Origin of the sequence: Streptomyces sp. NPDC048171 (assembly GCF_043202655.1) — a bacterium.
Lineage (GTDB): Bacteria > Actinomycetota > Actinomycetes > Streptomycetales > Streptomycetaceae > Streptomyces.
The window spans coordinates 24,962-40,167 of sequence record NZ_JBIDAU010000009.1 but is presented as its reverse complement, the minus strand read 5'-3'; the positions used below and the strand labels follow the sequence as shown (position 1 = coordinate 40,167).

Here is a 15,206-nt window from a genome sequence, read left to right as displayed (position 1 = left end):
CCGGTCATGCTGACGACGGGAGTACACGAATCATGCCGAACAGCACAGTGTCGGACGAGTCGGATTCGTCGCGCCAAACGTGTGCCGACGGTGTTCCCGGCGCCGCGGGGCGTCCCCCCACCCCACGGCGGCGCCGGTGAGCTGCGGGTGACGCAGAAACGAAGGGTGAAGAGATGGGCCACGACAGCCGGCCGGTGGAGCCTGAGCAGGAGCGCACGGGGGAGAGGCTCGCCCGATGGGCGGACAGCCGACTGGGCCGCCGTCGTGTCGCACGCTCCGTCCGGCGCATGGTCTTCCCCGACCACTGGTCGTTCATGCTCGGCGAGATCGCGCTCTACAGTTTCGTGATCCTGCTGATCACCGGCGTCTATCTGAGCTTCTACTTCCACCCCTCCTCCGACCTCGTCGTCTACCAGGGCGACTACGCCCCCTTGCGCGGGCAGTTGGTCTCGGAGGCCTTCGACTCCACCCTGCACATATCCTTCGACGTCCGGGGCGGCCTGCTCGTCCGCCAGGCCCACCACTGGGCGGCCCTGGTCTTCGTCGCCGCCGTCCTCGTCCACATGCTGCGGGTCTTCTTCACCGGCGCGTTCCGCAAGCCGCGGGAGCTGAACTGGGTGCTGGGGTTCGGACTGCTCGTCCTGGCCATGTTCGGGGGTCTGACCGGCTACGACCTGCCGGGCGACCTGCTGTCCGGCACGGGCCTCCAGGTCGTGAACGGCACGATCCTGTCGATCCCCGTCGTCGGGACCTACCTGTCGTTCTTCCTCTTCGGCGGTGAGTTCCCCGGCGACGACCTGATCGCCCGCTTCAACACCCTCCACGTCCTGGTCATCCCCGCGCTCATGGTCGTCCTCATCGTCGGCTACGTGGTCCTGGCCCTGCGCCACCGGCCCGCGCAGTACCCCGGACCCGGCCGTACCCGCGACAACGTCGTCGGTCTTCCGGCCAAGGCGTACGCCGTGAAGGCCGCGGGCTACTTCTTCCTCGTGGCCGGCGTGATCTTCTTCATGGCCGCCGTCGCTGCGATCAACCCCGTCTGGGACTACGGTCCCTTCCGTCCCGACCAGGTCTCCGCCGGGTCCCAGCCCGACTGGTACATGGGTGTCGCCGACGGACTGCTGCGCGTCATGCCCGGCTGGGAGATCGACTTCTGGGGCCACACCCTGGCGCTGGACAACTTGCTGCCGCTGCTGGCCGGGACGCTGCTCTTCCTGGCCATGGGGGCCTATCCGTTCCTGGAAGCCTGGGCGACGGACGACGACAGCGAGCACCACCTGCTGGACCGTCCCCGCAACCGCCCGGTACGCACCGCCCTCGGCGTGGCCTGGCTCAGTGTCTACTCGGTGGCCCTGATCGGTGCCGCCAACGACATCATCGCCACCCGTCTGCATGTGTCCGTCAACGACGTGACCTGGGCCGTGCGCGTCGGCCTCCTCGTCGTCCCGGTCCTGGCCTTCGTCGTCACCAAGCGTATGGCGCTGGCACTGCAGCGCAGGGATCGCGACCTGGTCCTGCACGGCCGCGAGACCGGCGTCATCAAGCGTCTGCCGCACGGCGAGTACGTCGAGGTCCACGAGCCCCTCGACCCGGCCCGACTGCACACACTGACCTCGCACGAGCAGAACCGGCCCCTGGACGCCGTACCCCCGCGCGACGGGGACGGTGCCGTGGCCCGCAGCACACAGCGCCTGCGTGCCGGGCTCAGCCGCTTCCTCCACGGCCCCGGCACGCAGATTCCCAAGCCCACGGCGACCGAGCACGAGGAGATCGCCGACCGGCAAGGGTCCTGAATTGCTGGGCGACGCACACGGACGGAGACCACTTTCACACCATGTCACGTATGTGGTGGGTCTCCGGTCTCAAAGGTGAAAACGCGACACAACGTGCCGCGAAGACCGATCACGATCCCGCCCGAAAGGCATGCGCCATGAACCGCACCTCCCGCACCAGCCGGATCCACACGACGATGACCGTCCTGGCCGGCGCCGGTGTCGCCGCCGGACTGCTCGCCACCACGATCGCCCCGGCCTCCGCCGACAAGCGTCCGGCCGACCGCGGCGACAAACCCACCGTCGTCCTGGTCCACGGTGCGTTCGCCGACTCCACGAGCTGGAACGGCGTCATAGACAAGCTCCGGCACGACGGCTACCCGGTCGTCGCCGTCGCCAACCCGCTGCGCTCCCTGAGCGGCGACTCCGCCTACCTCAAGGACGTCCTGGCCGGAATCGACGGGCCCGTGGTGCTCGCCGGTCACTCGTACGGCGGTTCGGTCATCAGCAACGCCGCCACCGGCAACAAGAACGTCAAGGCGCTGGTGTACCTCGCCGCCTTCCTCCCCGCGAAGGGTGAGAGCGCGGTCGACCTGTCCGGGCGGTTCCCCGGCAGCACCCTCGGCGACGCGCTGCGTCCCGTCCCGGTGACGAACGCCGACGGTTCCCCCGGCACAGACCTCTACATCCAGAACGACAAGTTCCGCCATCAGTTCGCGGCCGACGTGCCGCGCAACAAGACCGACCTCATGACCGTCACCCAACGACCGGTCACCGAGGCGGCCCTGGGCGAGGGAGCGGCCGAACCGGCCTGGAAGACCATTCCCTCCTGGGTCCTCGTCGCCACTCAGGACCGCAACATCCCGGCCGCGGCCCAGGAGTTCATGGCCCGGCGGGCCGGTGCCCACACCACGGAGGTGCGGTCGTCCCACGCGGTCAGCGTCTCACAGCCCGGAAAGGTCACCGGCGTCATCGAGGACGCCGCCCGCTCGGTGCGCTGAGAGCGCACCGGTGATCGAAGGGCCGGTGGTTCACCTCCGGCCCTTTCCGACCCTCCGCCGTGTGCGTATCGCGCACCGGTTCCCGGCCGCCCAAGGACGGACACATGCGCCGCGCACCGCGGATCATCCCGATAGGCCCCGGCCAACTCGCCCGCACCGTGGCGATGCACCGCCGCTGCTCGCCGCAGACCCTGTGGAGCCGCTACCACCGGGCGATGGCCGACCCGCGCACATATGTGCCCACTCTGCTGTCCCGCCCCGGATCGGTGCACCTGGCGGCCCTGAGCGTCACCGGACGCATCGTCGCCGTGGGCCACCTGATGCCGGACAACACCGCTGTCGAGGCGGCGCTGCTGGTCGAGGACTCCTGGCAGGGCCGCGGACTCGGGACCCGCCTGCTCCAGCACCTGGGCGAGCACGCGCGCGCCGGCGACTGGACGACGGTCTACGGCCTCTTCCTGGCCGGCGACGAGCGGATCGACGCCATGCTGCGCCACGCGCCCGTTCCTGTACAGCGCAGGGGAGAGGGCGGTGCCGTCACCGCCTCTGTCTCGGCCCACGATCTGATGGCCCACCTCTCGGCCCCCCGGCGGTGACGCGCGCGGGCCCCCTCGGACACCGCGTTCGCGGCCTGCGCCGCCGACGGAAAAGCCGGTGCGGGCGACGCCCGCACCGGCCCTCTCAGTTCACGCAGTGGCGTCGGGATACAGATCGTCCTCGAACGCCGCCGACTCCAGGAGCGTCTTGACCGCCGTCAGGTAGCGGGCCGCGTCCGCCCCGTCCACCAGCCGGTGGTCGTACGACAGCGACAGGTGCACCAGGTCCCGGACGCCGATGACCTCCTCGTCACCGACGCGCACGACCCCCGGCCTCCTGACCGTGGCGCCCACGCCGAGGATCGCGGCCTGGTTCGGCGGCACGATGACCGTGTCGAACAGCGCACCGCGTGAACCGGTGTTGGAGATCGTGAAGGTCGCGCCCGACACGTCGTCCGGGGTCAGGTGGCCACCACGGGCCCGGTCGGCGAGATCGTGGACGGCCCGGGCGAGCCCGGCGACGGTGAGGTCACCGGCCGCCTTGACGACCGGGGTCATCAGACCGGCGTCCGTGTCGACCGCGATCCCGATGTTCTCGGTGTCGAAGTAGGTGATGGTTCCCTCGTCCTCGTTGATCCGGGCGTTGACGACCGGATGCGCCTTCAGCGCCTGGGCGGCTGCCTTGACGAAGAACGGCATGGGGGAGAGCTTGAGGCCCTCCCGGGCCAGGAACCCGTCCTTCGCCCGGTTCCGCAGGCGCATCAGCCGGGTGACGTCGGCCTCGACCGTCGAGGTGAGCTGCGCCTGCTCCAGCAGGGCCTTCTTGAGGTTGTTGCCGATGGCCCGGCGCATACGGGTCATCGGAACCGTGCGGCCGCGGAGCGAGGACGCGTCCTCCGCCGGGGCGGCGCGCACCGGCACGGGCACGGATGCCGGTGCCTGCGGAATCGCGGCAGCGGGAGCGGGGGGAGCCGGAACGGCGGACGCGGCAGACGGCACGAAAGGCTCGGCCGGAGCCGGAGCCGGAGCCGGAGCCGGAGCCGGAGCCGGAGCCGGAGCCGGAGCCGGAGCCGGGGCCGGGGCCGGGGCAGGAGCAGGAGCAGGAGCCGGAGTCGGAGTCGGAGCCGCGGGCGCGGGTGCGGGCGGTGCCGTGGGGGTCGTGTCCGGCGCGCCGATGATGCCGAGGCCGGCACCGACCTCGACGGTCTCGTCCTCGGCGGCGAGGATCTCCAGCAGGACGCCCGCGGCGGGGGAGGGGATCTCGGTGTCCACCTTGTCGGTCGACACCTCCAGCAAGGGCTCGTCGGCCTCGACGCGGTCACCCACCTGCTTCAGCCAGCGGGTCACGGTGCCCTCGGTGACGGACTCGCCGAGAGCCGGCAGGGTCACGGAAACGGTCATGATGACGTTCAACTCCTCAGGGGTCGCCTCGTACGGCGGTTCAGCGGTCGAGGTCGTACTGCGCGCGGGCCCGCGCGACGGTCTCCTGCGGGACCTGTCCCGCACGGGCCAGACGGTCGAGTGCGGTCACCACGATCGACTCGGCGTCCACCCGGAAGTAGCGGCGCACGTCCTCGCGGGTGTCGGAGAGCCCGAAGCCGTCGGTGCCCAGCGAGTAGTAGTCCTGCTCGACCCACTGGCTGATCTGGTCCGGCACCTGCCGCATCCAGTCGCTGACGGCCAGCACCGGCCCCGGCGCCCCGGACAGGGCCCGGGTGACGAACGGAGTGCGCTCCTCACCCCGCATCCGGGCGTCGTCGGCCCGCATCGCGTCCCGGCGCAGCTCCGTCCAGGACGTCACCGACCACACGTCGGCGTGCACGTCCCAGTCGGAGGCGAGCAGTTCCTGCGCGCGCAGCGCCCAGTGGATCGCCGTACCGGAGGCGAGCAGTTGGATCCGGGGCCCGGACGTGGGCGCCTCTGCGGGCCGGAACCGGTAGACGCCCCGGACGATGCCCTCCTCGATGCCGGGAACCGCCGGCATGGCGGGCTGGTGCTTGGGCTCGTTGTAGACGGTCAGGTAGTAGAAGACGTCCTCGGGCCGCTCGCCGTACATCCGGCGCAGTCCGTCCCGGACGATGACCGCGATCTCGTAGGCGAACGCCGGATCGTAGCTGATGGCCGCCGGGTTGGTGGCGGCGAGCAGGTGCGAGTGACCGTCCCCGTGCTGGAGGCCCTCACCCGTCATCGTCGTGCGGCCTGCCGTGCCGCCGACCACGAAGCCGCGGCCCATCTGGTCGCCGAGCGCCCAGAACTGGTCGCCGGTCCGCTGGAATCCGAACATGGCGTAGAAGATGTAGAAGGGGATCATGGGCTCGCCGTGCGTGGCGTACGCCGTCGCGGCGGCGGCGAACTCGGCGACGGAACCGGCCTCGGTGATGCCCTCGATGAGCAACTGCCCGGTCGTGCTCTCCTTGTAGTGGAGCAGTTGGTCCGCGTCGACCGGGTCGTAGTTCTGGCCCTGGGGCGAGTAGATGCCGGCGGTGGGGAACATCGACTCCATGCCGAAGGTGCGGGCCTCGTCGGGGACGATCGGCACCCAGCGGGCTCCACTGCGCGGGTCGCGCATCAGGTCCTTGACCAGCCGGACCAGTGCCATCGTGGTGGCCATCTCCTGGTGGCCGGACCCCTTCTCCAGGTCCTCGAAGGGCTTGGCGGGCGGTTCCGGGAGCGGCTTGGCGGCCACTCGGCGCACGGGGGCGGGCCCGCCCAGCGCGGCCCGGCGTTCGCGCAGGTAACGCACCTCGGGCGAGTCCTCCCCGGGGTGCCAGAACGGCACCTGGTCGCCGGCGAGCGCGCTGTCGGGGATCGGCAGTTCCAGCAGGTCGCGCATGGCGCGGAACTGCTCCATCGTGAGCTTCTTCATCTGGTGGTTGGCGTTCCGCGACTCGAACGCCGGGCCCAGCGTGTGGCCCTTCACCGTCTGGGCGAGGACCACCGTCGGGCCGCCTCGGTGTTCCACGGCGGCCCGGTAGGCGGAGTACACCTTCAACGGCTCGTGTCCGCCCCGCGAGTTCTCGAACAGCTCGACCACCCGCGCGTCGCTCAGGGAGGCGGAGAGCGCCGACAGGGCGTCACCCGTGAAGAAGTGCTTGCGTATGTAGGCAGCGTCTCGCGCGGCGAGCGTCTGCATCTGGGCGTCGGGCACCTCGCCCAGGCGCCGCACCAGCTCGCCGGTGGTGTCCTGCGCCAGGAGCGGGTCCCAGGCCTCGCCCCAGAGCGTCTTGACCACGTTCCAGCCCGCACCCCGGAACCGTGCCTCCAGTTCCTGGACGATCTTCGAGTTGGACCGTACCGGTCCGTCCAGCCGCTGGAGGTTGCAGTTGATGACGAAGGTCAGGTTGTCCAGGTTCTCGCGGGAGGCCAGGGTCAGGGCGGCCGTCGACTCCGGCTCGTCCATCTCTCCGTCGCCCAGGAACGCCCACACCCGTGAGGCGGAGGTGTCCTTGATGCCGCGGGCGTGCAGATAGCGGTTGAAGCGGGCCTGGTAGACGGCGCCGATGGGGCCCAGCCCCATGGAGACCGTCGGGAACTCCCACAGCCACGGCAGTCGCCGCGGATGCGGATAGGACGGCAGACCGTGACCGCCGGCCTCCCGGCGGAAGGAGTCCAGTTGGTCCTCGCTGAGCCGCCTCTCCAGGAAGGCCCGGGCATAGATCCCGGGAGAGGCGTGCCCCTGGACGAAGAGCTGGTCGCCGGAGCCGTCGCGGTCCTTGCCCCGGAAGAAGTGGTGGAAGCCGATCTCGTAGAGCCAGGCCGCCGAGGCGTAGGTGGAGATGTGACCGCCCAGTCCGAGGCGCGCGCCGCGGGTGACCATCGCCGCAGCGTTCCACCGGTTGAGCGCGGTGATCCTGGACTCCATCTCCAGGTCCCCGTCGAACTCCGGCTGCGCGGCGGCCGGGACGGTGTTGATGTAGTCCGAGTACAGCAGTCCTGGCAGGGACGTGCCGGTGCTCGCGGCGAACTCGTGCACCCGCCGCAGCAGGTACACCGCCCGTTCCGGCCCCGCGTTGCGCACGACGGCGTCGAGGGAGGCCCGCCACTCGGCGGTCTCCTCGCGGTCGCGGTCGGGCAGCTGGTCGAGCTCACTGGTCACGGGTGTTTCGGTGGGCCGGGAGGGTTCACTCATGGCAGCCTTCTTGTCAGGCGTGGTGTCGGCGGCGCCGGCCGGGGAGACGGCGGTGTCGCGGGCGACAGGTCCTAGGGGGAAGATCCGGGCGACGGGCGGCGCCGCCCGGAGGGTCAGCGGCTCTTGAGCCACTGGGCGAACGTGTGATGCCCCAGCCGGGCGCCCGGCCCGGGAAGCAGGGCCCGCTCCTCGAGCACCGCACCGAAGAACGGGGCCCGCGCGTCGGCGATCACCGGGCCGGGTCGGCCGAGGAAACCGAGCACCTCGGCCGTCACGTCCTCCAGCCGGAGCTCCTCGGGCCCCGCTGTCTCGACCACACCGAACTGCGGGAGCCCCACCGCGACATGGGCGACGACCGCGGCGACGTCCTCCGCCGAGACGGGCCGCAGCAGCAACGGCGGCACATGCACACCGTCGGGCCGGGTGCCGGCCGCGGCGGCGGCCTCCACGGACTCGTGGAACGGCGTGGCACGCACCACGGAATACGGCACGGTGGTGTGCCGGGCCAGGTCCTCCTGCGCCGCCTTGGCCTGGAAGTAGCCCGAACCGATCCGGTCGGCGCCCACCACCGACAGCGCCACGTAGTGCTCGACGTCCGCCGCGGCGGCCGCCTGGAGGAGGTTGCCCGTCGCGGTGGTGAAGAACGCGGTACTGGTCTCCTGCCGCCGGGAGGGCGCGTCGGTGACGTCCACGACCACCTCGGCGCCGCGCAGCGCCCGGTCCAGGCCCTGGCCGGTGCTGACGTCGACTCCTTCCCCGCGCGACACGGGCACGACCTCCACCCCGTGGTCCCGGAGCCGCGCGACGGTCCGGGAACCGATCAGTCCGGTGGCTCCTGCAACGACGACTCTCATCTGCGTCTCCTCCGTCGGGGGGCCGATGGCCCCGCTGGGTGTTCTGGGCGGACGGTGGCGGATGCCGCAGTGACACCGGGCCCGTCTCACCTAGACAGGTCGCGGGTCCTTCGTGTGACACCGTGCGGGCGGACTCCGCTCCCGACCGGTGTGGCGAGGTGTCACAGACCCGCCCGGTACCCGGTCAGGAGAGCGAGCGGTCATCACGACCGGAGAGACGACCCCGTGACGGCGGACGACGTGCCGCCGGACACGGTGGAACCACGGAAGGTGCGACTCGATGTCGGAGAATGCACAGCACGCCCACCACGGACACGGAACCGGCGACGCGGACGGTCCCAGCTGGACCCGCGCGGCGAAGATGATCCAGGACGCCTCACCGATCGTCGTCCCCGAGGGCGCCTCGGCGATGACCATCCACGTCGAGTGGGAGCCCGGCGACCCCGGCACCCCGCCGCACCGCCACTCCGGCCCGGCGTTCGGTTACGTCATCAAGGGCGCCGTCCGCTTCGAACTGGAGGGTGAGCCCGAGCGCGTGGTCGAGGCCGGCGGCACCTTCTGGGAGCCGGGCGGCGACGCCATCCACTACCAGGACGGCAACGCGCTCAGCGACGAGAAGACCGAGTTCGTCGTCACCATGCTGTGCGCGCCGGGCAAGCCCATGCTCGAACTCGTCGACGAGGCGGAGCTGAAGGAGCGCGCCCACCTGCGCGCCCCCCGGCCCACCGCCTGACCCTCGGTCGGGCACTCACGACGGGGCCCCGCACCCGTGACACCGGCCAGGCCGGGGGTCACGGAGGCGGGGTCCCGTCGTTGTGCGGTATCACGGTTTCCGACCTCTGCTCCTACTCCACGAAGTACGAGTCGTGCCGGTCGAAGAACGCGGCACGCTCCTCCTCGGAGGCGTGCCCCAGCTGAGAGACCTGCTCGAAGTACTCCTCGCGCGGGGCGCCCGGGGTGAACAGCAGCAGCATGTCGGCCGGTGCGTCGGAGTCGTTGCGGAAGGCGTGCAGCCCGCCCTGGGGGACGTGCAGGAAGTCTCCCTTGCGGGCGTCGACCCACTGCACACCGTCGAAGACGCGCACGGTGCCGTCCAGGATGAAGAAGGACTCCGAGATCCGCTTGTGGAAGTGGGTCTTGGGGCCGCCCGCCCGGGGACGCATCTCGACCCGGTACAGGCCGAACTCGCCCCGGGTGGTGGCCGTGGTGGCCAGGTAGTGGGTGGCGTCCTTTCCGGTTCCGCTCTCACCCAGGTTCGGCGGTGTGCTGGCCGGCCGGAAGACGGCGCTGACCTCACCGTCCTCACCCCAGTACTTCTGCTCCGGGTACGGGTACGACATGTCACATTCCTTTCGTGCGGCCGGCGCCTCGCGCGGCGCCGGTTGTCATTCGACGGCTTGATGATGGGCGAAGCGGGACACCAGCGGCGGTTCCGTCAGCCAGCCGTGGGTGTGCCCGTGCGCCGGACGAGGGGCGGGGGCGGACTGCCGCAGCAAACCGAAAGCGACCGACGCGCCGACGGCGAGCAGGACCGCGCACAGCGGCATGGCCCGGCCGAACGAGGCGTCGAGGGCCGTGTCCGACCGGTAGGCCTCCGGACCCATCCCGACCAGCAGCGGCAGCGCCGCGACGGATACCAGTCCCGCCGCCCGGGCCGCGGCGTTGTTGATGCCGCTGGCCAGTCCGGCGTTCGAGGCGTCCACCGAGGCGAGCAGGGTCACGGTCAGGGGGGCGACCATGACGACCATGCCGGCGCCCATGACGAGCAGAGCCGGGAGGACGTCCTGGAGGTAGGACGCGCCGGGACCGACCCGCAGCATCAGCAGCATCCCCGCTCCGCACACCAACGGGCCGACGGTGAGCGGGGCCCGCGGCCCCAGCCGCTGGGCGAGCGTCCCGGCGTGGGACGAGAACAGCAGCATCAGCGCCGTGTTCGGCAGCATCGCCGCCCCGGCGGCCAGAGCCGAGTACCCGACGACGATCTGCAGTTGCAGCGCGGTCAGGAAGAAGAACCCGCCCGTGCCCGCGTAGATGCACAGGGTGATCACGTTGACGGCGGTGAACTGCCGGGAGGAGAAGATCGCCAGTGGCATCATGGGATCGCCGCTGCGCCGTTCGACGCGGAGGAACACGGCCCCCGCGACGACACCGGCGACGGCCGCGGCGGCGGCCAGGGTCCCGCCGGAGCGCGCCTCCGTCAGCGCGTAGGTGACCAGCGCCAGGGCCAGAGCTCCCAGGACGGCACCGGGAACGTCGAAGCCGACACCGTGCCGGGCTCTCGCGCCGGCCGTGGCGCCCGCCTCCTTGCGTGGCGCGCCCACGGACTCCGGAACATGGCGCAGGGCGACGGGAACGCACAGCAGCGCCGGGACGGCGCTCAGCACGAAGGTCCAGCGCCAGCCGGGCCCGTCCACCAGCCACCCGCCCACGAACGGTCCCAGGGCGGCGCCGATGCCGCCGAATCCGGACCACAGGCCGATCGCCCGCGGCCGGTCGTCCGGATGGAAGGAGGCCTCGATGATCGCCAGTGAACCGGGCGTGAGCAGCGCACCCCCGACGCCCTGCAGGGCCCGGGCGGCGATGAGCGTGGTGGTGTCCGGAGCCAGGGCGCACAGCAGCGAGGCGACCGCGAACCACACCAGGCCCAGGACGAAGATGCGGCGCCGCCCGAACCGGTCACCCAGGGAACCGCCCAGCAGGATGAGTCCCGCCAGGGTCAGCATGTAGGCGTTGACCGTCCACTGGAGGACGCCGAGGTCGGCGTCGAAGTCCCGGCCGATGCGGGGGAGCGCGATGTTGGTGACGGTGGAGCCGAGCAGTACGACGCCCGAGCCCAGGACGGTGGCCAGCAGGGTCCACCGCCCACGTGCGCCGGCGATGCGGAGGGGAACGGTGCTCTCGGGAGCGGGGGAGTGGTTCATGTGGAGTCCTGGGGTGGCGTGGCCCGAGCGGTCCGTCGCCTGCTCGGGGGTCGGGGTGAGCAGGCGACGGACCGCACGCGTCCGGCCGGGCTTCCGCGCGACCGGAGAGGCTGCGTCAGCCGAACATGCCGGGCTTGTAACCGCCCGCGGGCTGCTGGTTGATGACGTTGATCCGGTTGTAGGCGTTGATGACGGCGATCAGCGAGATCAGCGCGGCGAGCTGGTCCTCGTCGTAGTGCTTCGCGGCCTCGGCCCACACCTCGTCCGAGACACCGCCGGCGGCGTCCGCGATGCGGGTCCCCTGCTCGGTCACGGCCAGGGCCGCGCGCTCGGCGTCCGAGAAGACCGTGGCCTCGCGCCACACGGCGACCAGGTTCAGTCGCTGCTGGTCCTCACCCGCCGCGGCGGCGTCCTTCGTGTGCATGTCCGTGCAGAAGCCGCAGCCGTTGATCTGGCTGGCCCGGATCTTCACCAGTTCCTGAGTGGCGACCGGCAGGGCAGCCTGGACCGCCGCACCGGCCGAGTTCAGGTGCTTCATGACCTTGCCCGCGAGGGCGTTGCCGAAGTAGTTGATGCGCGCGTCCATGACGTATCTCCTCAAGGGTGGAACGGTTACGCAGCACTGACCGGGCGCCCGCGCGTTCTGTGACAACCGGATCCGCCCGCACGCACGGCACCTTCCATTCCCCGGACCCGGCGAGTCCGCAGCCAGGACACACCTCTCGGCACACCGTGTGAAGAACAGCGCATCGCGGCCCGTGTTCGGTGTGTTCGCCGGTCTCGGGCGATAGCATCGAACGAGTGGACCAGGCCGTCGGCCCGAGTCGGCGCCGCCCTCCCGGGCCCCGGGTACGGCGAGCGCACCATCAGAGAACCCAAGGTGATCACCATGACTACCGAGAGCGTCCTGCACCCGAGTCTCATCGTCCCGATCGGACACGTCGAGCCCGTTCCCCGCCGCATTCGGGGGATGGTCGGGGGACGTGTCGCCTTCGACACCCGTCGCGCGCTGTACGTGTGGGAGTGGCAGGCGTACCCGCAGTTCAGCATCCCGGTCGAGGACTTGGCGGAGGGCGTGCTCGACGACGACAAGCACACCGAGCAACTCGGTGCCGGGCCCGCTCACCGCCACACCCTGCGGGTCGGTCCGGAGGTCCGCGCCGGGGCGGCCTGGGTCTGGGGGGAGGGCTCGCCCGAAGCCCTGCGTGACACGGTGCGTTTCGAATGGGAGGCGCTGGACGCCTGGTTCGAGGAGGACGAGCCGGTCTTCGTCCATCCGCGCAGCCCGTACTCGCGTGTGGACGCGCTGCGTTCGCGCAGCACCGTCCGGGTCGAGGTGGAGGGCGTCGTACTGGCCGAGGCCTCCGGCTGCGTAAAGCTGTTCGAGACCGGTCTGCCGACCCGCTACTACCTCGATCCCATGAACATCGACTGGACCCGGCTGCGGCACTCCGACACGGTGACCCGGTGCCCCTACAAGGGGACGACGAGCGACTACTGGTCGTTCGACGGCGACACCGCCGCCCACGAGGACATCGCCTGGACGTACGACTTCCCCACCATCCACGCCAACCGCATCGCCGGACTGACCGCGTTCTACAACGAGCACGTCGATCTGTACGTCGACGGCACCCTGCTGCCGAGGCCGGTGGACCCCACCCGGCCGGGCTCCGACTAGCGGAACCGGGCCGCGGGCCCGACGCGTCACACATCGACTCCCCGCACGGTCTCATGAGGTGAAAGCCCTCCAAAAGCCTCACCACCTCAGGGAGCGACCATGAGTGACATCGTCCTCGAGCCCGCCGCGCAGGAATTCGCCGACGCGACCGCCAAACCGCCGCTGCTGTACGAACTCGGTGTCGAGGGAGCCCGCAAGCTGCTCGACGACGTCCAGTCCGGGCCGGTCGAGAAGCCGGACGTGGACGAGAAGTGGATCACCGTGCCCGCCGAGGTCGGTGACGTGCGGGTGCGCATCGTCAAGCCCGCCGGCACCACCGGCGTGCTGCCCGTCGTGCTCTACGTGCACGGCGGCGGCTGGATCCTCGGGAACGCCGGTACCCACGACCGTCTGGTGCGCGAGCTGGCCGTGGGCGCGGAGGCGGCCGTGGTCTTCGTCGAGTACGACCGCTCCCCGGAGGCGAAGTACCCCGTCGCCATCGAGCAGGCCTACGCCACCGCCCAGTGGGTCACCACCAAGGGCGCCGACGAGGACCTGGACGGCTCCCGCATGGTCGTCGCCGGTGACTCCGTCGGCGGCAACATGAGCGCCGCCCTCACCCACATGGCCAAGCGCCGCGGTGACGTGACCTTCCTGCACCAGTCCCTCTACTACCCCGTCACCGACGCCGGGCAGGACACCGAGAGCTACCGCGCCTTCGCGCACGGACCGCACCTGACGGCGAAGGCCATGGAGTGGTTCTGGGACGCCTACACCACCGATCCCGCGGAGCGGGACCAGATCACGGCCTCGCCGCTGCGTGCCACCCCGGAGGACCTCCGCGGGCTGCCGCCGGCGTTCGTCGCGGTCGACGAGAACGACGTGCTGCGCGACGAGGGCGAGGCCTACGCCCGCAAGCTGGTCCAGGCCGGAGTGCCGACCACGAGCGTCCGTTACAACGCCACCCTGCACGACTTCATGATGCTGAACCCGGTCCGCGCAACGCAGGCCTCCACCGCCGCGATCGAGCAGGCGATCCAGGTGCTGCGCAAGGCCCTCGGCACCAACTGATCCGCTCCGCGCGGCACTTCCGGCACCCGGGCGCGCCCGATGACGCGCGTGGTGGCCGGCTCAACGAAAGGCAGCTCTCATGAGTGCACAGAAACCGACCGTCGTCCTCGTGCACGGCGCGTTCGCCGACTCGTCCAGCTGGAACGGCGTTGTCGAAAGGCTCCAGGCGCACGACTACCCGGTGGTCGCCGCGAGCAATCCGCTGCGCGGACTGACCGGGGACAGCGCCTACGTCAGACAGCTCCTGGAGTCCATCGACGGGCCCGTGGTCCTCGCCGGCCATTCCTACGGCGGCTCGGTCATCAGCAACGCGGCGACGGGACTCGACCACGTCAAGGCCCTCGTGTTCGTCGCGGCGTTCCTGCCGGAAGAAGGCGAGAGCGCGGTCGAACTGTCCGGCAAGTTCCCGGGCAGCACCCTCGGGGAGACGCTTCGCCCGGTGCCGGTCACTCTTCCCGACGGAGGCGGGGCCGCGGACCTCTACATCGAGCAGACCAAGTTCCACCAGCAGTTCGCCGCCGACGTCCCGGAGGAGACGACGGCGGTCATGGCGGCCACCCAGCGGCCCGTGGCCGACGCAGCGCTGGCGGAGGGCGCCTCGGCGCCGGCGTGGAAGGACATCCCGTCCTGGGTCCTCGTGGCCGCCGACGACCGCAACATCCCGGCCCGGGCGCAGACGTACATGGCCGAGCGCGCGAAGGCCACGGTGGTGCACGTCACCGCTTCCCACGCGGTCAGCGTGTCGCGTCCGGGTGAGGTCGCCCGACTGATCAACGAGGCGGCGCAGGCGACCGGCTGAACGGAAGGTGGGCCGCCGCCCCCCCCGGGGGAGGACCGGCGGCGGCCCACCGAGCCTCGCGCCCGGCGCGGTGCCGCGTCACGTCCCATCGGAGTGACACAGGAGTACTTCATGGATACGAGCAAACAGGCCGCTCGCGGGCTGGCCGACATACAGGCGTTTCTCTACCGCGAGGCGCACCTCAGCGCCGCCCGTCAGCGGGTGTCCGCCTTCACGGCGAGGGCCGACGGGCTGACCGGCGGGCAGCGCAGAGACCTGGAGCGGTGGTACCTGGAAGAACAGAAGTACGTGGCCCGCATGGTGACCGAGCACATCGCGGAGCGCATCGGCGCGGCCGAGGCGGCGCACCGCCTCCGGTTCGGCCGCTGGCTGCGGGGCACGCTCATCGCCATGACCGTGATCGGCCTGACGATCTTCGTGTGCACGGCGGTCGTCGTGGGATCGATGGCCTGATCCACCGAATCGG

14 protein-coding genes are annotated in these 15,206 nt (G+C 71.0%); 8 read left to right on the top strand and 6 right to left on the bottom strand.

What is annotated here, in order from left to right; genetic code table 11:
- The first annotated feature begins 173 nt into the window (after positions 1 to 173).
- From ACGF3J_RS25080 to ACGF3J_RS25070, 3 genes are all read left to right on the top strand, one after another.
- Positions 174 to 1,793, top strand: coding sequence for a cytochrome bc complex cytochrome b subunit (locus ACGF3J_RS25080; RefSeq protein WP_161328137.1), 1,620 nt, complete (start codon positions 174 to 176; stop codon positions 1,791 to 1,793).
- A 137-nt stretch (positions 1,794 to 1,930) separates the two neighbouring features.
- Complete coding sequence (locus tag ACGF3J_RS25075; RefSeq protein ID WP_161328138.1) at positions 1,931 to 2,773, top strand: alpha/beta fold hydrolase; 843 nt, start codon at positions 1,931 to 1,933, stop codon at positions 2,771 to 2,773.
- A 104-nt stretch (positions 2,774 to 2,877) separates the two neighbouring features.
- Positions 2,878 to 3,369: a GNAT family N-acetyltransferase gene (locus tag ACGF3J_RS25070; protein WP_161328139.1), complete on the top strand. Its 492-nt coding sequence runs from the start codon at positions 2,878 to 2,880 to the stop codon at positions 3,367 to 3,369.
- Between the two features lie 90 nt (positions 3,370 to 3,459).
- On the opposite strand, the gene ACGF3J_RS25065 is transcribed toward ACGF3J_RS25070, so the two are convergent.
- The 3 genes from ACGF3J_RS25065 to ACGF3J_RS25055 form a co-directional block, all read right to left on the bottom strand.
- Positions 3,460 to 4,710: a 2-oxo acid dehydrogenase subunit E2 gene (locus tag ACGF3J_RS25065; protein WP_393854874.1), complete on the bottom strand. Its 1,251-nt coding sequence runs from the start codon at positions 4,708 to 4,710 to the stop codon at positions 3,460 to 3,462.
- A gap of 40 nt (positions 4,711 to 4,750) precedes the next feature.
- On the bottom strand, positions 4,751 to 7,438 hold the full coding sequence (aceE, locus tag ACGF3J_RS25060; RefSeq protein WP_161328141.1) for a pyruvate dehydrogenase (acetyl-transferring), homodimeric type: 2,688 nt from the start codon (positions 7,436 to 7,438) through the stop codon (positions 4,751 to 4,753).
- Between the two features lie 113 nt (positions 7,439 to 7,551).
- Positions 7,552 to 8,292, bottom strand: coding sequence for an SDR family oxidoreductase (locus ACGF3J_RS25055; RefSeq protein WP_161328142.1), 741 nt, complete (start codon positions 8,290 to 8,292; stop codon positions 7,552 to 7,554).
- 280 nt (positions 8,293 to 8,572) lie between these two features.
- Between ACGF3J_RS25055 and ACGF3J_RS25050 the strand changes: the two genes are divergently transcribed.
- Entirely contained in the window at positions 8,573 to 9,025 is a 453-nt protein-coding gene (locus ACGF3J_RS25050; protein WP_161328143.1) for a cupin domain-containing protein, read from the top strand.
- A gap of 112 nt (positions 9,026 to 9,137) precedes the next feature.
- On the opposite strand, the gene ACGF3J_RS25045 is transcribed toward ACGF3J_RS25050, so the two are convergent.
- From ACGF3J_RS25045 to ACGF3J_RS25035, 3 genes are all read right to left on the bottom strand, one after another.
- The gene (locus ACGF3J_RS25045) at positions 9,138 to 9,632 is read right to left on the bottom strand and encodes a cupin domain-containing protein (protein WP_006131872.1); all 495 of its coding nucleotides are present in this window, start codon (positions 9,630 to 9,632) and stop codon (positions 9,138 to 9,140) included.
- Positions 9,633 to 9,677: 45 nt separating this feature from the next.
- Positions 9,678 to 11,213, bottom strand: coding sequence for an MFS transporter (locus ACGF3J_RS25040; protein ID WP_161328144.1), 1,536 nt, complete (start codon positions 11,211 to 11,213; stop codon positions 9,678 to 9,680).
- A gap of 115 nt (positions 11,214 to 11,328) precedes the next feature.
- Positions 11,329 to 11,799 carry a carboxymuconolactone decarboxylase family protein gene (locus tag ACGF3J_RS25035; RefSeq protein WP_161328145.1) on the bottom strand — a complete coding sequence of 157 codons (471 nt, stop codon included), beginning with the start codon at positions 11,797 to 11,799 and terminating at the stop codon, positions 11,329 to 11,331.
- Positions 11,800 to 12,102: 303 nt separating this feature from the next.
- Between ACGF3J_RS25035 and ACGF3J_RS25030 the strand changes: the two genes are divergently transcribed.
- The 4 genes from ACGF3J_RS25030 to ACGF3J_RS25015 all read left to right on the top strand — a co-directional run bounded on the left by ACGF3J_RS25030 (position 12,103) and on the right by ACGF3J_RS25015 (position 15,193).
- Positions 12,103 to 12,891 carry a DUF427 domain-containing protein gene (locus tag ACGF3J_RS25030; RefSeq protein ID WP_161328146.1) on the top strand — a complete coding sequence of 263 codons (789 nt, stop codon included), beginning with the start codon at positions 12,103 to 12,105 and terminating at the stop codon, positions 12,889 to 12,891.
- A 99-nt stretch (positions 12,892 to 12,990) separates the two neighbouring features.
- Positions 12,991 to 13,941 carry an alpha/beta hydrolase gene (locus ACGF3J_RS25025; protein WP_161328147.1) on the top strand — a complete coding sequence of 317 codons (951 nt, stop codon included), beginning with the start codon at positions 12,991 to 12,993 and terminating at the stop codon, positions 13,939 to 13,941.
- A gap of 79 nt (positions 13,942 to 14,020) precedes the next feature.
- Positions 14,021 to 14,740 (top strand): alpha/beta fold hydrolase, encoded by a 720-nt coding sequence (locus ACGF3J_RS25020; protein ID WP_161328148.1) that lies wholly within the window; start codon positions 14,021 to 14,023, stop codon positions 14,738 to 14,740.
- A 111-nt stretch (positions 14,741 to 14,851) separates the two neighbouring features.
- On the top strand, positions 14,852 to 15,193 hold the full coding sequence (locus tag ACGF3J_RS25015) for a hypothetical protein (protein ID WP_161328149.1): 342 nt from the start codon (positions 14,852 to 14,854) through the stop codon (positions 15,191 to 15,193).
- Positions 15,194 to 15,206 lie beyond the last annotated feature (13 nt).